18 protein-coding genes are annotated in these 21,962 nt (G+C 57.3%); 9 read left to right on the top strand and 9 right to left on the bottom strand.

The features are described from left to right. Positions 1 to 1,021 precede the first annotated feature (1,021 nt). The gene (gene istB / locus CGK74_RS18235; protein WP_002943443.1) at positions 1,022 to 1,774 is read right to left on the bottom strand and encodes an IS21-like element helper ATPase IstB; all 753 of its coding nucleotides are present in this window, start codon (positions 1,772 to 1,774) and stop codon (positions 1,022 to 1,024) included. Next, positions 1,771 to 3,312 (bottom strand): IS21 family transposase, encoded by a 1,542-nt coding sequence (gene istA, locus CGK74_RS18230; RefSeq protein ID WP_021250780.1) that lies wholly within the window; start codon positions 3,310 to 3,312, stop codon positions 1,771 to 1,773. The genes istB and istA overlap by 4 nt, the downstream gene beginning before the upstream one ends. Before the next feature lie 724 nt (positions 3,313 to 4,036). Here istA and CGK74_RS18220 point away from each other — a divergent pair. Next, entirely contained in the window at positions 4,037 to 4,687 is a 651-nt protein-coding gene (locus tag CGK74_RS18220; RefSeq protein WP_002943440.1) for a hypothetical protein, read from the top strand. A gap of 139 nt (positions 4,688 to 4,826) precedes the next feature. Here CGK74_RS18220 and CGK74_RS18215 read toward each other — a convergent pair whose 3' ends face one another. Together CGK74_RS18215 and CGK74_RS18890 are read right to left on the bottom strand one after the other, a co-directional pair. Further along, positions 4,827 to 5,246 carry a hypothetical protein gene (locus CGK74_RS18215; RefSeq protein ID WP_240498784.1) on the bottom strand — a complete coding sequence of 140 codons (420 nt, stop codon included), beginning with the start codon at positions 5,244 to 5,246 and terminating at the stop codon, positions 4,827 to 4,829. Between the two features lie 395 nt (positions 5,247 to 5,641). Beyond that, positions 5,642 to 6,289 (bottom strand): hypothetical protein, encoded by a 648-nt coding sequence (locus CGK74_RS18890; RefSeq protein ID WP_133091958.1) that lies wholly within the window; start codon positions 6,287 to 6,289, stop codon positions 5,642 to 5,644. 220 nt (positions 6,290 to 6,509) lie between these two features. Between CGK74_RS18890 and CGK74_RS18205 the strand changes: the two genes are divergently transcribed. The 3 genes from CGK74_RS18205 (at position 6,510) to CGK74_RS18195 (ending at position 8,932) form a co-directional block, all read left to right on the top strand. Continuing rightward, on the top strand, positions 6,510 to 7,511 hold the full coding sequence (locus CGK74_RS18205) for an integron integrase (protein WP_094269788.1): 1,002 nt from the start codon (positions 6,510 to 6,512) through the stop codon (positions 7,509 to 7,511). 98 nt (positions 7,512 to 7,609) lie between these two features. Further along, a complete protein-coding gene (locus CGK74_RS18200) occupies positions 7,610 to 8,185 on the top strand; it encodes an IS5 family transposase (RefSeq protein WP_094269787.1) in 576 nt (191 codons plus the stop codon). 219 nt (positions 8,186 to 8,404) lie between these two features. Then, the gene (locus CGK74_RS18195; RefSeq protein WP_094269786.1) at positions 8,405 to 8,932 is read left to right on the top strand and encodes a hypothetical protein; all 528 of its coding nucleotides are present in this window, start codon (positions 8,405 to 8,407) and stop codon (positions 8,930 to 8,932) included. Between the two features lie 91 nt (positions 8,933 to 9,023). Here CGK74_RS18195 and CGK74_RS18190 read toward each other — a convergent pair whose 3' ends face one another. Continuing rightward, positions 9,024 to 10,901, bottom strand: coding sequence for a pyruvate kinase (locus CGK74_RS18190; RefSeq protein WP_094269785.1), 1,878 nt, complete (start codon positions 10,899 to 10,901; stop codon positions 9,024 to 9,026). A gap of 479 nt (positions 10,902 to 11,380) precedes the next feature. Between CGK74_RS18190 and ppk2 the strand changes: the two genes are divergently transcribed. Then, the gene (ppk2, locus tag CGK74_RS18180) at positions 11,381 to 12,304 is read left to right on the top strand and encodes a polyphosphate kinase 2 (RefSeq protein WP_094269783.1); all 924 of its coding nucleotides are present in this window, start codon (positions 11,381 to 11,383) and stop codon (positions 12,302 to 12,304) included. Positions 12,305 to 12,331: 27 nt separating this feature from the next. Here the strand turns inward: ppk2 and CGK74_RS18175 are convergent, their stop codons facing one another. From CGK74_RS18175 to CGK74_RS18160, 4 genes are all read right to left on the bottom strand, one after another. After that, positions 12,332 to 12,871, bottom strand: a complete 540-nt coding sequence (locus CGK74_RS18175) for a CYTH domain-containing protein (protein ID WP_094269782.1) — start codon at positions 12,869 to 12,871, stop codon at positions 12,332 to 12,334. 126 nt (positions 12,872 to 12,997) lie between these two features. After that, on the bottom strand, positions 12,998 to 13,429 hold the full coding sequence (locus tag CGK74_RS18170) for an NUDIX hydrolase (RefSeq protein WP_094269781.1): 432 nt from the start codon (positions 13,427 to 13,429) through the stop codon (positions 12,998 to 13,000). A gap of 330 nt (positions 13,430 to 13,759) precedes the next feature. Beyond that, complete coding sequence (locus CGK74_RS19080) at positions 13,760 to 16,189, bottom strand: hypothetical protein (protein WP_206186290.1); 2,430 nt, start codon at positions 16,187 to 16,189, stop codon at positions 13,760 to 13,762. Between the two features lie 657 nt (positions 16,190 to 16,846). Then, the gene (locus CGK74_RS18160) at positions 16,847 to 17,212 is read right to left on the bottom strand and encodes a hypothetical protein (RefSeq protein WP_240498783.1); all 366 of its coding nucleotides are present in this window, start codon (positions 17,210 to 17,212) and stop codon (positions 16,847 to 16,849) included. 1,579 nt (positions 17,213 to 18,791) lie between these two features. Between CGK74_RS18160 and CGK74_RS18155 the strand changes: the two genes are divergently transcribed. The 4 genes from CGK74_RS18155 to CGK74_RS19075 form a co-directional block, all read left to right on the top strand. Next, positions 18,792 to 19,103, top strand: a complete 312-nt coding sequence (locus CGK74_RS18155; RefSeq protein WP_094269780.1) for a hypothetical protein — start codon at positions 18,792 to 18,794, stop codon at positions 19,101 to 19,103. A gap of 159 nt (positions 19,104 to 19,262) precedes the next feature. Beyond that, positions 19,263 to 19,892: a hypothetical protein gene (locus CGK74_RS18150; protein WP_094269779.1), complete on the top strand. Its 630-nt coding sequence runs from the start codon at positions 19,263 to 19,265 to the stop codon at positions 19,890 to 19,892. 528 nt (positions 19,893 to 20,420) lie between these two features. Next, the gene (locus CGK74_RS18140; RefSeq protein WP_094269777.1) at positions 20,421 to 20,897 is read left to right on the top strand and encodes a hypothetical protein; all 477 of its coding nucleotides are present in this window, start codon (positions 20,421 to 20,423) and stop codon (positions 20,895 to 20,897) included. 865 nt (positions 20,898 to 21,762) lie between these two features. Then, positions 21,763 to 21,962, top strand: a 200-nt coding sequence (locus tag CGK74_RS19075; protein WP_206186289.1) for a hypothetical protein, incomplete at its 3' end; no start/stop codon positions are given.

Raw genomic sequence — 21,962 nt, 5'->3', positions numbered from 1 at the left:
ATCTTTCCTCGCGGAAAGGTCATCGGGTGGCACTTGAGCCTGCTTCGCGCTCTCAAACCACACTTGTTCAACCAGGTGCTCGAGCCAGTTTCCGCGCGGAAACTCAGGGGGGCGGGGCTGTGTCACAGGCGCGGCCGGAGAGCCTGACGTCCGCGGCGAAACCTCGAAACTCATCTGCTCAGCCAGGCGCTCGAGCCAAGTTTCCGCGCGGAAACTTCAGGGGAGCAGAGGCTGCGTCTCAGGTCCGACCGATGGCCTAAAGCCGTTTCGCGTTCTCGAAACTCACCCGCTCGACCAGGCGCTCAAGCCAAGTTTCCGCGCGGAAACTTCAGGCGCGGGGCTGCTTCACAGGCTGACTGGTGGGCCTGGCGTTCGCAGCGAAGCCTCGGAGTTTTACCGGCGCGACTAGGTGCTCGAGCGAAGTTTCCGCGCGGAAACTTCAGGCGCGGGGCTGCTTCACAGGCTGACTGGTGGGCTTGGCGTTCGCAGCGAAGCCTCGGAGTTTTACCGGCGCAGCCAGGTGCTCGAGCCAGTTTCCGCGCGGAAACTCAGGGGGGCGGGGCTGTGTCACAGGCGCGGCCGGAGGGCCTGACGTCCGCGGCGAAACCTCGAAACTCGTCTGCTCAGCCAGGCGCTCGAGCCAAGTTTCCGCGTGGAAACTAGGCGGCCTGAGCCTAGCAAGCCCCTTACCTAATGGTGTGCTAATGCTTGAATCTTTCCGCGCGGAAAATCGACCTTTGTAGCCGGGCATCGATGGGCCGCATTCGCCCTGTGAATGAGCTTTAGGTGACGGTCGGGACTGAGCTTCAAAGGCCCACATAGTCCTTCGATTTCAGAGGTGTAGTCGCGAGAAAGACGTTGTCTAGCCAGTTGCGTATTCCGATCGTTCGTGACCGGTCAGTCCAGTTCGACGTGATCACCAGTTCCGATTCGTACTGATCAGTCGTCCCGGTGCTCGTGAGCACCAGGACGGCACCGTGACCGCTAAGCTGACGTCACGCTCATCGTTCCAGCGACATGATCACGCTGGGGGCATCTTCCGCTTTGCCTGAAGCTTGCGCATGGATTCACCCTTGAGCGTAATCCGGTGCGCCTGATGCACCACGCGGTCAAGGATTGCGTCTGCCAAGGTCGGATCGGGGAAGAACCCATGCCACTGGTCTGTTGGGAACTGGCTTGTGATCAGCAAGGATCCGGTACGCATCCGCCGATCCACCACATCCAGCAACACCTGCGCAGCTTGCGAAGAAATCTCGCTCAGACCGAAGTCGTCGATGATAAGCAAACTCGGTTTAATCAGACCGGCCTTGAGCTTAGGCAACGAACCGTCATGGCTGGCAACTGCGATCTCTTGATAAAGATCGCTCGCCCGGAAGAACGTAGCGGGTAAACGCTGTCGGCAAGCCTGAGAACCGAAGGCACATGCAAGCCATGTCTTTCCGACCCCCGTTGCGCCAAGGACGATCAAGTTAAGCTGCTGTCGAATCCATTCGCAACTGGCCAGCGAGGCGATGAACCCTTTGTCGATATCTCGCGAAGCTCGGTAATCGGCGTCTTCGAGCGATGCGGATTCAGGGAATCCTGCACTCCGCACGAGCCGCTTCAATTTCTTCGAGTCACGTTCAGAGGCTTCATGCTCGACGAGCAACCCGAATCGGTCATCGAAAGAGAGTTGGTGAAGCTTCGGCTGCTGCAACTGGACCGAATACGCTTCGGCCATCGACGTCAATCGCAATTCACGTAGGCGGGAGATGGTTTGATGGACGCCGCTCATGTGTTTTCTCCAAAGTAGCTCGCACCCCGCACATTGTCGTGGGCTGGCCTCGGCGCCGTGCCGCTGACAGAGTGGGTGCGTTTGTCGGGTGCCTGCTTGAGAATGGAATCGAGGCTGCGCAATGCCGTAATGTTGAGCGATAGCGCATATGCACACGCCTCTTCGAAGCGTTGGTCGCCGTGGATACGAGCCAGATCGCGCATCCGCCGGGCTGCTTTCAGACCATTGACGGCATCGGATCGGTTTTCCAGGTGATGGCGAATCATTGCCGCCGAGCCTTCCCCTACCGACTCGGCCCATAGCATGAGTGCCCTCGGTTCGCCCTCAAGCACGCGGACATGCGCTATCGGACGATGCTCAGGCAACGTCTGGACTGTGCCTTCGCATTGTGCCAATGCGTGCAAGGCAACGCGCTGGCCGCGATGCATGACCTCGAGCATCGATCCGGTGTAACGCAGATCGACACGCTGTCCGCGCAACTCCGACGGCACGGAGTAGAAGCTCCGCGCATGTTCGACATGGTAATCGTCGCCAGCCCGCACCCCATATCGCCAATCGCATAACTCGAAGGGAATGGGCGGCAGGCGCTTCAAAGTCGAACGCTCGGTTTTCTCAAATCGTTCGATGCGGGAGCCTGACATCTTCTTGAAGGGATGAGCGTTCAGCGTTACCACGAGCCTCCTGAGGGCGTCATTCAGTTCATCGAGGCTAAAGAATGTTCGGTCGCGAAGTGCGAACAACACCCAACGCTGTGCGATCTGCACACCGACCTCGGCCTTCGCCTTGTCTTTCGCCTTCCTGACACGAGCTGGTAGTGCAGCGGTGTTGTAGTGCTGCAGGCACTCCCGGTAGGCCGGGTTGATAACGACGCGATCCTTCTCACGCCGCCAGACAGCCGCCTTCAGGTTGTCCGGCACAACCCAGGCCGGCACGCCCCCCATTGCCGCAAAGCAATCGACATGGCATCTCACCCAATCAGGGGTTTTCTGCGAGGCGACTGCCTGCAGGTAGGTCAGGTTCGAGTAGCCAAGCACGGCAACGAAGATTTGCGCATAGATCGAGGGACCGCCGCTTCGATCCCTGATCTCGACTGTACGGCCGGCGAAATCGACGAACAACTTCTCACCCGGGCGATGGGCCTGACGCATCACGATATGTTGTCGCTTCGCCCACGCCCGGTAACCGGCAGTGAATTGCGAGTAGGCGATTCCCTCCGGGCACTGACTGCGCCACTCCCGCCACAGCTGCTCGAGTGTGGCGTCGGGGCGCTGCATCTCGGCGTGCACCCAATCCCAATATGGCGCTCTCTTGCGTTGCGCGATGCTCTTGTTGCCAGTACCCAGAACCGCGTACCAGGCGTCGTCATCCAATGAATGAAGATCGGCACCAAAGGTGTCGCTTTTTCTGAGAATTCGGCGCATTTCGCGCACGGTGTTTGCGGAAACACCAACTGACCGTGCGATGGCTCGGTTGGACTGTGAGGTATCGTAGAAGTGCAAACGCGCGATCTCGCGCTGTAGGTGGATAGGCAGACGCAAGGGGGTAACTCCTCATGGGATGGCACCGGCGGTGCTGACCGGGCCAGACAAAATCACCCCGTCCGCGCAAGTTCGTCGCATGATTGACGAACGTGAACGCGCAGCTCATACTGATCGGACAAGATCCCACTTGTACCGGCAGCGATGCTGGCGCGACGCCCGAGGCAGCCCCCTCGGGCGTTCGCGTCTACGAGGTGGAGAATCGAGTTAACTGGGAGAGATTCGTCCTCCTGCGGATGCGCCCATTCGGGTCGCAGAAAGCCAATCCGCGACATCCAGCGTCAAGGCAAACCACCCTCGGCGATTGGGTACAGTGAAGAGCGGCACCATTACTTGACCACGTCGCCGTGCCTGTCTAAGTGATGCAACGCTTCGATGTCCTAGTGCCGCCGCGAGGGGCTCGCCGCCCAGCAGAGGACCGTGAAGGCGCAGGAGTGTCTCGCGCAATTCCTTGCGCAAGTGGGCCAGTGCTTCGGTCTGTTCAGGCAGCGAGTTCATCGAATACCTCAATGCGTTTGTCACGCAGTGTTCGTGACTGTCCACATTTTCTCCACCCGAACCGATAATTCGATTTTCTGTACTCCAGATAAGCCTTGTGCACACAATCATCAGACCAAAGGGGCGCGGTCGCCCGACCACCCAGCCTGTCGATCGCCTTCGGACACGACTTTGGTTTCGCGCGCTGCGGGACATATCTGGCCTGTCGTCCGCATACGCCATTGAGATGGCGCTCGACGGGGACCGCGTCCGCAAACGCGACACAGACGTCGCTCGCCCCAGGAAGTGGGACGCTTACGAGAAAGGGACACGGGTCCCCAATGACCGGCCCGGACCGCGCAACGCTGTCGAGCAGGCGCAAGCCCGATTCCCGGGCACGTCGCGCTGGTTCCGTAGCCCGTTGTGGCGCTACCTGAAGAAGGAGCCGCTCGATGCAATGCAGTTTGAGGAGGCGCTACGCACCCTCGAACCGCCGGTTACGGCATTACTGTTTGAGGCGGAGCCGCGCGAACACGAGCAAGTGCCCCGTCAGCGTCCCTTTGACGATGAAAGTGCTCGACAACTCATCGCGCTCGGTAGCTTCGATGCGCTAGTTGCAGCTGTGCTGATGGCAGGTCTGTCGGAAGTCATCGCCTCGCCCGATCTTCGAGAACGGGCGTTGCACGTTTACGTTGGGATTCAGGCGAAGCTGCGAGAAACGCCCCTCTTGGAAGGCATCTATCCTGAGCTGTTCTCGCTGATCGACTCGCGTTGCAAGCACTGGATCTACTTAGCGCCCAATCAGCGAATGGATGTCGTGATCTTCTGGCAGGGAGTCGAGGCGGAGGATGAACAGAGGATCTTTGGCGACGTCGGTGAGGATGGGATTGACTATTAAAACGGCTATCAGTCCTGACTAGCTGTTCGCGCCACTAAAAGTTCAACGGCAGCTTGCCGATTTGGCGAATTCACACTTCCGACCCGTTGTTGTCATTGGGCGCGTCGATCGCCCAGCGGCAGGTATCGGAGTCGAACTGTCATGCGGCCAACCGACTTCCCGGCTGCGGCCCGGAACCACCGCTGTGGCGGCGCCACATTGCAATGCCCAGATGCAGCCCCGCTCCAAGCAGGAGCAGCAGCGCACTGCCAAGACCCCAGATTACCCAGGCCACCACGGTCAGGCCGCCGGCCAGCGCCGGCATGGTCTGCAACAGACTTTCGACGACCGGCGCAAAATCTGCCAGCAGCGAGGTCATCGCCTGTGTGATCTCCGGCGGCACCCAGGCCTGCAGCCATTGCGGTAGAAGAAAGCCCTCGACATCCGATGCGACACCGGTCAGCGCGCTGGCATTCGAAACCGACCAAACGGCAACTGAATGGAGCGCCCAGGCTGATAGCGACCAGAGCGCGAGTAGGCCAACCACCGAAAACCAACTGAGTGCGTAGAACACGATCATCTCCTCGCCGTATTGCAGTGACGGAGACTATTCTTACACTGTTCAACATTCGAATTAATCGTTTGTGAAGATTGTGTACATCCGTTTTTTCGATGTAATTTCGATCGCATCGCACTAATCAGCGACTCGGACTGGGAACGACGGGTACCTTGGCCAGAGCGGCCACAGGAATCGCAGATCCGCCGTGAGAGTGCCCGACCGCTCCTGGCCGGGCTGAGACCTTCGCCAGTGATGCGGCAAGCCGACGGCCCCCGTCCGTCTCGACCCGACCCGTTGCAGCCGTTCAGCTATGAGGGAAGCTGCCGTTAACGTGAAGGTCACCGGCGCTGCGCGGCTTTATCGCGCAGCGTCCGGTGGACCGCAGGGTTGGGCATCACTGTCACAACGGTACTGCGTCAAGCTACCGGATTGTCTTGCAAGAACTGGATCAAGGCTTGGAATTGAGATTGGGCCTTGCCAGTTGGATCGACGATGCTGTGGCTGAAATATTTTTCGATATTGGCGGCCGTTATTTCGGTAGTGCGCGAGTTGTACGTCGTTCCATTGGCACCGCCTGCCATTTCTCCACCCTGGCGAATGAGCGCGATCATGTTGATCCCCGCAGCGGCCTCGGTGTTGCCGCTGGCGACGGCTTTGTCATATAGCGCCTTTTCCGCCGGGCTGAGATACGCAAAGGTGTTCACAAACCCCGCCGCCTTTTGCACGTAATCGAGTTCATCGGCGGTGAGTTTCTCTGGGGGCTTGCCTTGTGCTGTGATTTCAGCAAGCCGTTTGTCGTTGGCACGCACGTAATCTTGCTCTTCCTGCGTTCTACTCGGACCATCTTTGGCTTTGATCGCAGCAAGCCTTGCTTCAATCGATTTGTCGCTGTTCGAGGCAGATGAAGAAGAGGCGTTCGAGGAGGCGAGCGCCTCTCGTGCCGCCTGTGAAATTCGGACGGTATCGGCAATATTTGCCGGCGATGCGGTCGGGGTTTGCCGGGCCGCTGGCAAACGTGCCATTGAGTTGGCGAAGTGAAGAGCAGGAGTGGATTGGACGATCATGGCATGCCTCCGTTTTTAGATGCCACTAGCCAATGCAATTCGCATGCCAACGAGAGATCGGAAAGCCGCGATTGTGATGCCCAACTTTGTTTTAGGGCGACTGCCCAGCTGCGTAACATCGTTACTGCTCCATAACATCACACATCGACCCACGGCGTAACGCGCTTGCTGCTTGGATGCCCGAGGCATAGACTGTACAAAAAAACAGTCATAACAAGCCATGAAAACCAGCACTGCACCGTTACCACCGCTGCGTTCGGTCAAGGTTCTGGACCAACTGCGCGAGCGCATACGCTACTTGCATTACAGCTTACGAACCGAACAGGCGTATGTCCACTGGGTTCGTGCCTTCATCCGTTTCCACGGAGTGCGTCACCCGGCAACCTTGGGCAGCAGCGAAGTCGAGGCATTTCTGTCCTGGCTGGCAAACGAGCGTAAGGTTTCGGCATCCACGCATCGGCAGGCATTGGCGGCCTTGCTGTTCTTCTACGGCAAGGTGCTGTGTGTGGATCTGCCTTGGCTTCAGGAGATCGGAAGACCTCGGCCGTCGCGGCGCTTGCCGGTCGTGCTGACCCCGGATGAGGTGGTTCGCATCCTCGGTTTTCTGGAAGGGGAGCATCGTTTGTTCGCCCAGCTTCTGTATGGAACGGGCATGCGGATCAGCGAGGGATTGCAACTGCGGGTCAAGGATCTGGATTTCGATCACGGCACGATCATCGTTCGAGAGGGCAAGGGCTCCAAGGATCGGGCATTGATGTTGCCCGAGAGCTTGGCGCCCGGCCTGCGCGAGCAGCTGGCGCGTGCCCGGGCATGGTGGCTGAAGGACCAGGCCGAGGGCCGCAGCGGCGTTGCGCTTCCCGACGCCCTTGAGCGGAAGTATCCGCGCGCCGGGCATTCTTGGCCGTGGTTCTGGGTCTTTGCGCAGCACACGCATTCGACCGACCCACGGAGCGGTGTCGTGCGTCGCCATCATATGTATGACCAGACCTTTCAGCGCGCCTTCAAACGTGCCGTGGAAGAAGCAGGTGTCGCGAAGCCTGCTACACCGCATACCCTGCGCCACTCGTTCGCGACGGCCTTGCTCCGTAGTGGTTACGACATTCGAACGGTGCAGGATCTACTCGGCCACTCCGACGTTTCCACGACGATGATTTATACGCATGTGTTGAAGGTAGGCGGCGCTGGAGTGCGCTCACCGCTTGATGCGCTACCGCCCGTCTAGCGAAAGGTAGGGACCCACGTCAATCCTGCCGGATTCACCACCCTTGCCCGAAGAACATTGGTGTCGCATCGAACGGCCGGTTCCGGAAACTCCTCCCTATGTCCGTTGATGGCCGGACTGAGACTTCCAGCTCACACCTGCGCGGGAGCGCGGCAAGCCGACTGCGGCTGTCTCGACCCGACCCTCACCCGACGGTCACTGAGGCAAAGACTGAGCGGCGCTTTTCCGAGCGAAGCTGTCGTTCCAGCAACAAGCCTCTACAACCTCGCAATAAAGACGAGCTGACGACCAAGCTGCACTTTGCTGTCGATGCCTTGGGCAAACCGCTGCGCATGATTCTGAGCGCAGGACAGGTCGCCGACATCGAGTGTGCGCACGATTTGATTGCCGATATGCCGTGCGCCAGTCTGGTTGCCGACAAGGGATACGATGCCAACGCCTTGGTCATGAGTATCGAGGCATCCGGCGCGCAAGCAGTCATCCCGCCTCGCTCCAACCGTATCGCGCCCAGGCAGTACGACCGCTGCGCGTACCGCGCGCGAAATCTGATCGAGCGCTTCTTCAACCGCATCAAGCATTACCGTCGGATCGCCACACGCTACGACAAGCTCGCTTGCAGCTACATGGCATTCGTGCGGATCGTTTGTGCGGTGATTTCATATCGTTATATGTGAACAGGACCTAGTAGTTGATATTCCCTGGACAACCGCTCCCGCCTGCCGACCCAACGTTTTCTCGAGACTGAGTTCCGTCTTTTCACTCATGCCCGGGTTGCCTCCAGCAACACAACGCCCTTACACCGTGATCGTTGGTGACAGCTGCATGCTTGATACCTCTCACCGCACAATCTATATATACTGTTTATATCGTTAAACGATCCAGGAGAGCATGCAATGTCAGACGATGTGAAAGCTAAACAAGTGCAGGCAGATACGACCCAGGGTGAGTCCGTAGGCAACAGCGCAGGGGGTGTGACTGGGGCCGCAAAGCCCGCTCGGGAGCGAAAAGCCGCCGCGCAAACTCAGGATGTCGTCGCTGAGCTCGTTTTACAGGCTGAGAAGAAGACGAAGGCCGACAAGCCTGTACCCTCGAAGTCGAAAGCAGCCACGAAGACGCCCACCACGTCTGCGTCTGCGCCCCAGGCTAAACCGGAACCGATCGTGGTGGCAGACAAAGGGAGCAAGACGAAGAAGCCCGCTCAACCGAAGGTCAAGGTCGTGCGCGATAGCTTCACCATTCCCGAGGCCGACTACGCACTCTTTGCGGCGCTCAAGCAACGTGCGCTTTCTGCCGGGATCGACACCAAGAAGAGTGAACTCTTGAGGGCTGGATTGGCATTGCTGGCAGCGACTGACGACAGTCAGTTTGCCAAGGCATTGAACAGTGTCGAGCGGGTCCGGATTGGACGTCCCAAAAAGTAACTGACGAGCCCCCGGCGCCTTTTGCGCTAGCGGGCCAGTCATCCCGGTCCGGCCGAGGGCAACCCTCGTCGGCCGGGCATATTGAACACTTTCAAGCTTCTGTCTGGCGGCTGGGAGACCAAGCGCTCAGGGCCCTCAACAAGGCGCGCTTCTTGGTCTGGTGAGACTGCATGCGCTTGAGGATGTCATCGAGACTGCGGATCGCCTCGAGAATGTAGGGCCCCTTGTTGAGCATGACGCACTCCGCTCGCTCACCCATGGCCGCGTCGGTTATTTCGGCACGCGAAGGGCGTCCTGTTTTGGCAAGCGTTTCCAGGACCTGCGTCGCCCAGATGACGGGCATGTGCGCCGCTTCGGCAGCCCACAGAATTTCTTCCTGAACTTCGGCAAGACGCTCATAGCCACATTCGACGGCGAGGTCACCCCGCGCAATCATCACGCCAGCGCTATGGCAATGCATGGCGGCCAACATGAGTTCCGGTAAGTGCTCGAAGGCTCTTCGTGTCTCGATTTTCAACACAACGCCGAGATGTTCAGCATCGAGCGCTTTGAGGTGACTCCGCAGGGCGTCGATATCGCCGGGGCGTTGAACGAACGACAAACCTACGAGATCGGCGTAGCGTGCAACGGTCCTGAGATCCTCGATGTCTTGAGCAGTCAGCGCAGGTAGATCGAGTTTGCTGTCCGGAAGATTGATGCCCTTGTCACCTGCCAGCCGGCTACCGTTGGGATTTGCGTCAACAATCTGAACGACGAGGTGATCGTTGCTTGCTTCGCGGACCAGCCCGCCGATGTGACCGTCATCAAAGAAGACCCGCTCGCCTGCTTGGACCTGACCAAAAACCTGGGGCAAGGTACAGGCGATAGACGGTATTTGTCGGCTATCTGCGTTGAGATCTTCACCGTACGGTTGCGCAATACCGGAAGACGTGAGTTTGAGCAGGTCGCCGACCCGCAATAACAGCGTACCCGGATTCACCGGGAGCCTCTGGACGAGCACGTTGCGCTGTCCATCTCCTTTCCGGATACGCCGCAGGTACGTGCCGTGCGTGATGTAGATCGTGCGGTCGGTCGCTGCGAGCGCTGTTTCCTCAGCCACATCGACGATATGCAAGGTTCGCTTGGCTCCTCTCGCATCCACAAGTGCAAGGGTGTCGCCAGGGCGTAGATGCCGCAAGCACGCATAATCAATGGCGATTGCAGGGATAGCGTCCGTATGCACAGACATCCGCTCTTGGGCGTAGAACCTGACTTTAGCCGATTCAACGACAACACCCAGCGCATCCCGCCGCGGCTTGATTTTCAAAACATCGGGGCTTGGCGCGATCTCACCAGTGCGTAGTTTCGGCCCGCCAAGATCCATCAGTACGCGAACATCGCGTCCATGGAAGCGCGCCGCCCTGCGTACCTGCTCTGCCATCAGGCACCATGCCTGGTCGTCATCATGGGCACAGTTGATTCGGGCGACATTCATCCCCGAAGCGACAAGCTGATCAATCAGATCGCCGTTGGTTGCCGCTTCAGAGGGCAGTGTCACCATGATGCGAACGGCCCGGTTCGCGGGTGTCGGACCCAACAGGGCGACGGTGTTTTGGTCCAGCAGCCGGCGGCTGCTTCGGATGCCAACGGGCTCCTCGTCTGAGCGTTCGGACCACGGCTGGTTGGTGAGGTGGTGCAGGATGCCGATCACTTTGTCCACGTTAGCCAAGACGTGTGATTCGGAGTGTCCGAGCGAAGACAGCCCAAGGCGCGCCAAGCTGTCTTGAAGCTGGCGTCGATCCTTCCGGCGCAACGCAATGTAGTGCGCCAGATTCCGAGCGCTGGCCTTGAATTCATCCGAGATACCGACAAGCTTGCGTTCAAAGTCGAGCAGTTCCGCACGCAAGCTCCACAGCTCTTCAATCAGTGTTCGGCACGCATCCTGATCCCAGCCAGGCTCAGTTGAAAGGGCGGAAAGTTCAGGCTGCACGGATTACCCCCTCGAGGCCATCGGTGTGTCGGAGGCGGACATCAAATGAACTCCGTCGCAGCAAAGCATGGATGTCGTGATTCAGCGGCCTGCGAGTGCGGCGCAATGGGCACAGTAGTACCCGTACCTCGACGTTCCGCGCACGACCTGCCTTCGACCGCTCACCCCTTGGTCTTTCCTGCACCTCTGGCATCGAAACGAGGGGCGTGTAATGCCGGCAAGCTTGGCGTGGCGGAGCGTTGCATCGCGATACTGCGCAATCAAATCTTGCTGTCCCTGTCTGCTGACGCTGGGCATTCAGGCTCCTCGGTCATGAGTGTGCGAGTTCAGATCTGGATATGGCGGGCGCTGGGCGACAGTCTCCCCAAGAGATGTTGCAGTGCAGTGACAGAGACGCTCACCTGTCACTGCACCGTAATACCCGCGTAAGACGATGCCGAGTATCAAACGTAGCCCTCGACCGAGGGTGTAAGGACCTCATGGATCACAAGGAAGTTGGCGAACTTCATCGCCGTCTCGAGCGGGAGTTGTTGGACAGTTACGACGAGGAGCTTGAGCTCGAACTCGACGATCAACGCTTCGACGAGATTGCTGCTGGGACATCACAGCCATCGACTGCGGATGAGCGCTCAAAGCGTCGTCGATACTTCACCGAGCTGCTGCGCTTGCAGGGCGAGCTGGTGAAGCTGCAGGACTGGGTTGCCACCACCAAGCACCGCGTCGTGATTCTCTTCGAAGGTCGCGACGCGGCAGGCAAAGGCGGCGTCATCAAGCGCATCACGCAGCGGCTCAATCCTCGCGTCTGCCGGGTCGTCGCGCTTCCTGCACCGAACGACCGTGAGCGCACGCAGTGGTACTTCCAGCGCTACGTTCCCCACCTTCCTGCCGCCGGTGAAATGGTGTTGTTCGATCGGAGTTGGTACAACCGTGCAGGGGTCGAGCGCGTGATGGGGTTCTGTACGGATGAGGAGTACGAGGAGTTCTTCCGTTCAGTGCCCGAGTTCGAACGCATGCTGGTCCGCTCCGGCATTCAGCTCATCAAGTATTGGTTCTCGATTACCGATGAGGAACAGCACTTCCGCTTCCTCTCCCGCATCCATGATCCACTCAAGCAGTGGAAACTGAGCCCAATGGATCTCGAGTCGCGGGCGCGCTGGGAGAGCTACACGGTCGCCAAGGAAACGATGCTCGAACGCACACACATCCCTGAAGCCCCCTGGTGGATCGTGGAAGCGGACGACAAGAAGGCTGCGCGCTTGAATTGCATTCACCATCTCCTCGGCGAAATGCCCTACGCGGAAGTTCAGCGCCCCACCGTGGCCTTGCCTGCACGCGTTAGGCACCCCGACTACACCCGCCATCCGGTCCCGCCCGAGATGTTCGTCCCGGCGTGGTTCCGCTAACGGGAACCCGACGACTGACATTCCCTGTCAATGAGCGCCGGAGGTTTTCGCGGTCGGTAGGCGAGACACGGAAACGGCGGGCAGGTTTTGAAACCCCGAGCCGGTCAGGCCGCTTTCGATCATCGCCAGCGTGAAATTGGAATAACGACTGTCTTGGGTAATTTCGAGACCAATCCAATCCGGCAGATTCAGTGCGGTGTGCTCGTGCGGCAACTCGACCTCGGCAACGATCAGACCCGTATGGCGGCCTTCGAACACATCGACTTCGAAGACATGCGGTGCATGATCAACCAGATAACGCGTCTTGCGCACGACCCGTCCCGCGCAGTGATACTCGATCATCTGGGTCGCATCGGCCAACGGAATCGCATATTCGAACTCGTCACGACTGAAGCCGACCTTGGGGGACTTCAATGTGAGGAAGGCGCGTTCGCCGCGGATGCGCACGCGCGTCGACATCGAACCGGGCTCCTTAGCGATATACCCCTGGATGATGCGATCGCCTGTGCGACCGTCCAGTATCCGTGCGTCGCGGACCAGGAACCTACGTTCGATTTCGCGCGCCATGTCGCCCTACATTGTTTTACAAAAATGTAATTTTAGCAGCCCCGCCAATCTACGCAACGCCTGATTTAGACTGCAATTCACCGGCCGGCAAACACCTTGGCGCGTGAGTTCATGTAGATCGAACCGTCAAGAGAGTCCCTTCTTGAGCAATCCATTCTTGATTGCAACGTCGGTCGGGAGATTGAGCCTCGACGGCAACTCGCGACGTTTGAACCAGCCGTACCGAGAGTGCTCGCGATTAAGGCGGGGGGAAAGCTCCCGCTCGACTTCCAGAAGGAAGTAGTGCAATTCACGATCCGCCGCATCGCGATGCCTGACCGTAGAGATTCGCCTCAAGGCCTTCGGCTTGATGCGGAGGCCCGTTTCTTCTGCAAGCTCTCGCATCAAGGCTCTGGCCGGCGCCTCGCCACGGTCAATCCGACCGCCGAACAGGTTCCAGGCTCCAGCGTTATTGACGGCCCTGGAGCGCTTGCCGAGGAGATAGGTATCCGTCTTGGTGCAATGGATGACTGCCCAGGCCCCAGGGGGCGGAGCAGAAGAAAGGCGTTCCTTGGCCATGGTCGCGAGGAGGGGGTGTTCGGGTCAAGCAGACTAAAAAAGACTCATCAATATAAACAATTTATATACTTTAATTGTGGCAATTTTATTGCAGATTGATCTGCCCACAAAAGGCCGAGTCTCAGTACATCGGTGCGTCGCGCGTTGCTCATGGCGGGGTTCAGCACGAACCGGTGCCGCGATGCTCTTGAGAGTCATCAGGCGCAGCGCGTTTTTTTTTTTGGCCTGCTTCCTGCCTTGGCGACCACGCGGCTGCAACCGGTACAGGTTGCAGCCGCGATGCCAAATCCGCCCGCCAACACGAGGCCCTATGCCTTTGCCTCATCGTGCTTATATACGCTGACCAATAATTCGATAGCTTCCAAGCATAATCGCCATATCATCGATCTTCGAGAGATCTTCATTCCTAATCTGCGCGCTCGCATAAAATTTACTAAGCATGTCTTTATCATTATCGCTTAGCAAGTCCAGAAGCCTGGTTATATGCTCATTGCCGGATAACATACCCAGAGCATCAATAGTGCCTGCAAGGTCTTTCTCCAATAGCCGGGACAGCATTATCTTGCTGCCTGAGTCTACAGTCTGATCATCCAGGTTGAGAGGTGGAAAATCCTCTGCTCTGTATCGGACTACCGGTTTGGCATCAGGGTTCGTAGCGCCATCAGAGCCTGATGCCGAGAAGGCGTAGACGACGTCTTCCAGAAATGAGAAATCCGATGCGTGTACAGACATCCGGGTTGGCGTGAATACAGCTTCCAAAAAGCCACGGTCAATCAAGGTATCGCCCATTGCCTTGCTGGTCAGTATTCTCTGCGCAACGGCCTCATCCTCTGCATTGAACTCAGCAATGAAGGGGTTGCCCTGAAGATCATATGCCTTTCCCACATTGTCCAGCGGCCCTCCAGGGCCAGCCCTTCGGTAGACCCCCAAGTCAAAAGCTAAGCCATCGACCTTGAGCGGATCTAGTCCGTTAGCACTTGCATATTCATAAACGGTTGCCAACATTTCTCTATCGCTTTTCGTAAGAAAGCTATAGACACTGGCTGAAGTGTTGCTTGTGGTCGTCGTGGTTTCAACTCTTGGCTCCACAGAGCCATCCGAATTAAAAAGGCGAGAAAGCAGTATTGCCGTCCCACTTACATTATCTTTCTTGAAAAAAGCATCCAGGACGTAGCGATTCTGCTCCTGGCCAGTTGAAGCAGTAGCCATGCGCCCAGACTTGCCGATCACGTCGTCCAGTGTGATACCCGCCGCAGCCCCCTTCTCGGTTACCGTCCAGACGCCGTTGACATTGGTAATATCCGGCTCGAAGGGCTTGAGCTTCACGTCCTCGGAGGCGTTCAGGACGATGTTGTCCTTGATGCTGATGACCGGGTTATAGGTAGCGTATTGGCTACCTAGCGAAGAGTGCGCCCCGCCTTCGGCGGAAAACTTCGTCACCATCTGTTCGAGGAAACCGAGGTCGCTGGTATTGCTCAACGCGCCATACCCAGGATCGAGAATATGGCGCAAGAAGCCTTGGTCAATACGAGTACTGCCGATCGCCGATCCATTCAGGATGCGTGAAGCGGTGGCAGCGTCCTTATCGTTGAAGCTGACCGTGAGTTGGTGCCCTTGGGCGTCGTAGTTGTGACCATTATTGAAGTTCGAGCGCAACCGCCCATTGTCGTGCTGACGGTAGTCGCCAAGCTCTTCGGCCAGGCGATCCACATAGGTCAGGTCGGCACCTTCGTCCTGCGCATAAGCGTACATGTCAGACAGCAAGGCACGATCTTCGTAGGTGAGGAAGTCGTAGGCGCTGCGACCAATGTTGTTGGCACTCATGCCTTGGGCGCCGTTGGCTACCGCAGGCTCTTTGCCGCCGAACAGGCGGGAGACCATGAGATCGTAGCCATTACTGGCGGGGCCGACTGTCGATGCAGTGGTGTTGGCCGCGCTGGCGGACTGTGCAGCGGAGATGGATTGCGATGCCGTGGATGAAGAAGCGCTAACCGCCTCTTTGCCAGCGTGAGGCGCTGACGCGAACAACCGGTCGATCACGCTGGCAGGATCACCGCCCTTGCCCTCGGCCCGATGAGTCATGTAGTTGAAGTCGAGGTCGATCAGCTCTTGCAGACGAGAAGCATAGTCGTCCGGGTACTGCGCCTGCTCGATGGCGGGCAGCTCATTGTAGTAGGCAAGCACTTCTTTGAAGAAATTGGTCATCTTGCCGGTGCGGTTGTACTCGTCCATAGCCTGGGCTACAACCTTCTGACGCCATGCCTCCTCTTGGTCGTATGCTTCTTGCCATGCGGCTCGCTGCTCATTAACGGTGAAGGTGCCGCTGTCATCATAGGCAATCAGTGCCAATTGATCGCGGGACATGCCCTTGAAGGGATTGCTGCCTGAGCCGTTGACGAAGCTGGTAGCTTGCTTGGCGCGGGCCAGCAATTCCAGGTCGTCGGTATTGGGTACCTCAGCATCGTGCCGCTCCTGATTCAGGTAGTAATCGTAGCCAGTGATCCGATCAAGCTGTGCCGTGGCCTTTTGGCCCAGCTCCTTGCGGCTGAGACTGGCATCGCGGGCCTCAGCACGTGCAGCCGCCTCGCCCAATTGGCGGGCCAGGTTGGAGAGCGTGCTGGTGCTGCCGGTGCTGCCTACGGGGGGCGTGGCGCTGATCTTGCCGTCGGCGGAAACGTCCTGGGCTTGGCCCGCAGCACCAGTGGCACTGCCAGCCAGGCGGCTACTGGATAGAGATGTGTAGGTAGTGATACCGACCATGACTGTTTCTCCACGCGCATGAAGCCACGGCTTGGCTCCACACAGATTCATAAGCTACAAAGTTAACGGCTGCATAGCGAAAAACTTTATAGACACTGCATGCTGTGCAAAACTTTTTATTCAGTCTGTCCCTGACGTAACCGGGCAATGTTTCTGCGCCACATTTCAAGGGCTTCCGGGTCGTTGATGAGATCCTCAGCGCGCTTTGTCCTGGGCTGGGATGAGACGGGATAGCGCACATTCAGGTGCGCCCCCGGCATGCCTTCTGATTGAGTGGTGAGATTTCCGCTTGTGGCGCTCTGTCCGGTCAATGGTGTTTGCGAGTGCATGCAACGTGCCTCTCATAAAGCGTGAAGGGTTTGTGGGCGACGGCCGAAGCCGAATCGAGTAACCCACGAATGCTCAATCCTCTCGATCGGTTCTCGGGGAGAACACGCGAAGTACCCGATACTCATGAATACGACGCTTACGACCGAGGTTTGCACGATTTTTGCCCTCAAATGTGACAGTCATGCCAGTTTTGTCGCGACGCAACATTTCTGGTTAATCTGTCCTGCAATATTCAATGCCCCACGGAGCGACGGCCGGCTCTATGGGTCGGGTTGTTACGGCGAAAACCTTGAACGCGGTGCCGTGCGGGTGTATCGGTCATTCCCGCTAGGAGGTCTCACGCGGCGATGCAACCGCAGGCATGGTCACCGCCTCCCGGGGCAGACTGCACGGGGACGTGTCGAGAATCTGCTGCAGAATGCCAGGCACCTCGAAGAGCGCTCTGTTTTCGATACGCGCGACGTTCGCGCGGAAATCCTCGAATCGGCTCAGGAGTTGCCCGACGGCAGCGTCGATGTCACGAAAGCGCGTGTGCACGACACCCAGTCCGTTCGAGCAGATCCACTCAGCGTTGTAGCGCTCCTGGGGCATGGTCCAGGCGTTATCGACCACGATCACGGGCAGGCCCTGCTGCACGGCCTCGCTGGGGCTGCCGGGCCCGGGCTTACCGATGAAGAAGTCGGCCAGCTTCATATTGGTGCGATGTTGCCACTCAATGCGATATGTCGCTACGTGGCAGTTTACCGGCTCATTGCTGACTGAGAAGTGCGGACAGGCGAACGACGGCAATAGCCGACCAGCCGAAGGAGATCCGCTGACAGGTTTCGGAGTGGACCTGACGCTCGAATGACCATGGTTTCTATAGATTGAACGGCCGCAGTTGGCCGATACGACCCTTCCAGCATCCCGCCGGAAAGCAGCCGCCCGTCGCGTCGAAGGCTTTCTTCGGGCAGCCGCCGGGACACGATCAGATTTCGATCTGCTCAGAGATCTCCAAGGCATCGTCGACCTCGATACCGAGGTACCGGACTGTCGATTCCAACCTATGCCCGAGAAGAGTTCCCACGATTCCCCGGAGCAGTCGCCGAGCAAGTCACATCAAGGGGGGTGCGATGTGGTAACGCTGCTTCGGGCTACGCCCTTCGCAGCGTTACCACATCGCACATCAGGGATCAGACTATTTTGCCAAGAACTCAGCGAACCCAAGCGCACCCCTCAAAGCCGCTGATCATGACCATCAATCAGCGAGATCATGTCGTTGGACTGCTTGATCATGAAGAATGGAATCTGCACCAGTACCGCACGTTCTATCTGCGGGTCGCTGCTCGGTAGAAAGGCTGCGGGCAAGTAGGCCCCCGACACTCGGGGGCCCAAAACGGTCTATAGATCAATGAAGCCGATTCAACGGCGTGCATACCTTGTGGCTGCAAGGCTCTCGAGCTGCCTGGGTACGTAGCTCGCCTTGTAGCGTTTGTACAACCTCGTCCAGCATTTCTGAAATCTGCTGAAACTCTGTGCCACCAGCTCGAACTCGCTGTGCCCGTCTAGAAAGTTCAGTCAGTTGCCGCTGAAGCCGTCTGACGCGCTCCTCGTACTCCTCGTGGTCATCGCTGGTATGGGGTGCCTCTCGTTGCATCCAAGTGTCCTCGGTCTCGAGCGGATTGCTCACACGGTATAGCGACGATCTGACGACTTTTGGGGGAGGTTGGTCGGGTGGCGATGCAAGGGTAGTGTGCAGGCTGGAAAAGGTTGGTAATGGCCTGAGGGGGGCTCTCGGGACACGTTCTGCGACCCCCGTGCTTCAGATGATCGAGCGCGGAGCTCGGGCGGTTTCGCCATTTTTCAACCAGGCAACTTCTTGCCGGGCTCAAGGGGACGGTTTGGCCAAGCGTGCCCTCGGTGGTTGAGAGAGCGAACAAAACGATTGCGGCTTGCGGAGCGCCGGTCTGTTGAGTATGTGGTTGGCCTGGTTGGGGGAGGGGTGTCGTTCAGGCCGCCCGAGTTGGATCGTGGGGCTGAGCGGCTTGGATCGGCCAGGAGCGGCCGGTCATCAAGCGCTCCGGATAGCGGCCACCCCGGCGGGAGGATATGCTATACGCCTGTGCCCGGAATCGATCAGACCACACACCATGCCAGCTGCTGCTTTACCTGCGTTGTTATCTTGCCTTGCGCGATATTTCTTATTCTAAACAGAAGGTTGCAGAACATGTTATCCGACATCCCGATGTTATGCGGCAGAACTGTCGCCCTAAAACAAAGTTAGGCATTCAGAATGGGTAAGCCCGTCACGCCTGAAATCATCGTTGAAATCACACTCTATCCATCGGAAGTTGGCGGACGGAAGGGCGCAATTCTTCAAGGCGAGTATCGAGGAGTGCTTGGTGTTGGCTCGGAGAACTTCTCCGTTCGATTCTTTGTTCCGTTTGAAGATGGCTTCTCCCCAAGTCGAACGCAACGGTTTGGCGTTCAGTTTCTTGTTCCCGAAGCAGCGTTACCGCACTTTCCAGCCGGGGCAGAGTTCTCCGTTTGGGAAGGGCGCGTCATTGGCAGCGGCAGGGTTCTTGAGGTGCTGCGCCATGCCTAACATTTCGGTCAAGACGCGTCCTTCGGCCGCTGGGACGTCCCGCAAGCGGGCCGCCCCTTACCTACTACGTTATGCGTTATGCGCCAACTTCTAATCGCAGTGCAAAGTTCCCATTAAAAGTGTAAGAAGAGCAAAATTGACTCGCAGAGAAAAGATTTAATGAAACAATATTTCGCATTGACGTTTCTTGTGCTGTTTTCGCTAAATTCGTACGCCGACATTGAGGAATGTACGACAAAAATCGACGGTGAGCTCAAAACGTTGAGCTTCGATAATGATGAGAGTGAGTTGTATGACAACTATTCATTCCGTGAGATTTTCTTCGCTGGATGGGGCGAAAACACATGCCCAGCATTCATTACCCTAAGGCATCTTACTCCGGACCTCACTGATGAAGAGAGGTCAGTATTCTGCTTGCAGTTCGATGAAGCCAGCGATTCATATACAGGGTATGTAAATGGAACCAGGGATGCGTATCTAAACTGTAGTGTTCCCAGCAAGACATTTTGCGAAAGAGTAAATGACTCGAAAGATGCAGCCTTGGCAATAGTAGGTTTTGGTGCAGGGGCAAGCGGAGGTGCAACACTGGTTAGTAGCGCCGCAGGTGTTACTGCGGTCACTCATAGTTCAGGAGCAGTGATTCTTACTGGAGCCGGAGGCTATATAGCTGGAACACTTAGCACCATTGGAGCTGGAGCTCTTGCAGTTCTAACTGCCCCTGCCACCCTAACGACTGCAGCCGTATCGGTTGTGGCGGTTGGTGGTTCCGTGTATTACTGCAAAGAATAGAATTGTGAACCTGCAAGAATATTTACAACTAGCGAAGGTCACGCATAACAATCCGCTGCAGAGCGACCAAAGCATGTCGCCATGCCTTTTGCTTGCGCAAAAGCCACGCCAACATACTTTGGCGCCTGAGCAGGGGCGTTAGGCCATCAATATCAATCGACTCCGCCATGCCAACGGTCTTCCTTGCCATATCACCTCAGGGGCTCAAAGAAGCAGTTCAGTTAGCGTCACCTACTGGCAGCCCCATCTGGTGCGGGTCAGACGCTGTCTCTGAGAGTGAGTTTCAATCACTGGCAGGTCAGTCTGTGACTCGCTTTATCTACCCCCTGAAGGACGAGCCAGCAGACGTAATCGATGACGCGCTTGCCACAATTGAAGAGCATCACCCCGGCGCGACCATCTGGGTTGAAAGTCACAGGACCAAAGCATGAGCACATTGAACAATCTCGAGCCCATCCCCAACGCGGCTTCAATGTGCCAGTGCAACATTGTGCCTTCGCTCCCCTGCCTAAAACAAAGTTAGACGCCATGAACTCCCACGTTGGGGCCATTCGCGCATGCAAATACCTCTACCTCCACTCCGTCTCGGAGCCTGAGGAGAATTCGCTGCGCGTCGTCTTGCACGAGGCTAAGGTCGGCGGCCCGCCAACAGCCGAACAACTTGCGCAGGAAGCGCTGCCTTCAGTGCGCGAACTGCTGGCGGGCTCGAACGCCATAGTCCACGGACCAGGGTGTCAGGTGTTTGAGCTAGTTTGGCCAAGCTACATCGGCTATTCGGTCGAGAACGAGAGCTACGCCTTGCCAGAGCCAGAAGAATCGGTGGGCGAAGGTCGCCTCATAGTCGTATATACGGAGTCTGTGTACTTGCGCTATTTGTCGAAGGCAACTCTGGCATCGGCTGACTATCCAGGTCCCTTCAAGCATTGGGCGCTCTGCTGCCTCAATCACATCGTCAACGTGGCCTCGGTGGAAGAGCCTGCCATCATGGTGTCACATGGCGTCTAACCCTTCGCTGCAGCCGACGGCCTACGGCCGCGGCTGAGCTCGAACGCTAGACGGCAATGAAAGTTCATCTCACGGACCCGGTCGAACTTGCGAAGGTTTTCCCAATCGTCGACCGGCTGCCTGGCTGGTACTTTAGGGTCACTGAGCGTTCCGCTGGAGTGTATGAAGGTGAAGGCATGGATCTACGGCGCCGTACCGTCAGAAGCGAAGGGACTGACCCCGACAAGGTTCTGAGCGATTGTGTGTCTATGGCGAGCGGAATCGCCAAAGCGAATCGGTGAACAGGCCTCACCGCAAGTGTTGCCGTCTAACACCTCGTTGGAGCGCACGCGTGATGGACAAAGTGCCAAGCTCATGCATCGGCGTGCGCGCCGCTCAACTCAACCGTTGAACGACAGCTTCCGTCAAAGCTGGACGGCTGCATCGGGTCGGGTCGAGACGCTGGGGGGGGGGGAGGTCGGTTTGCCGCATCACAGGTGAAGGCCTCAGTCCGGCCACAAGCAGCCACTGGGCACCCAATCCGGATAGCGTGCATCGGGCTAAGGAGGTATGCTGATGGCCTGTTTGTCAGATTTGCCGCATCGTCCCTAATGTCGGCTGCCGCTGTCTTTCTTCCTTTTGATTCTGTGATTCACGTAGTTTCTGCTTCTGGACAGTAAGTTGCTCAACTAGTTATAAGGCATTCCGATGCTATCAACCGCGCAATTAAATAGCTTTTATATACCAGCTTTTCAATAAGCAGTTTCTTGGCTCAATCCGAAGTTAAACAATTGTTTATATTGTGCCAAGAGAACCTTAATTACATGAAATTGCAAAAAGAAAGTTTAGTAAATTATATTTCAATAATAAATAAAGGGATTTTGGCATGTCGATTAATCGCATTGCATTAATTTGTGCTGCGCTTTCATTGGCCGGATGTGCAGGTTTTGGACAGGTTAGTACATCAGGACTGGAAAGCGTTGGCCCCTATCCTGACAACTGGGAATCTCTTGTAAGGGATTATATAAAAACGCGATTTGTGGAGGCTCTATGCCGTTTCCAGTGGAAATTGACTTCTCAACAAAC

Origin of the sequence: Thauera propionica (assembly GCF_002245655.1) — a bacterium.
Taxonomy (GTDB): domain Bacteria; phylum Pseudomonadota; class Gammaproteobacteria; order Burkholderiales; family Rhodocyclaceae; genus Thauera; species Thauera propionica.
Note: the sequence above shows the minus strand (reverse complement) of the source record. Positions and strands in the feature narration are given on the sequence as shown.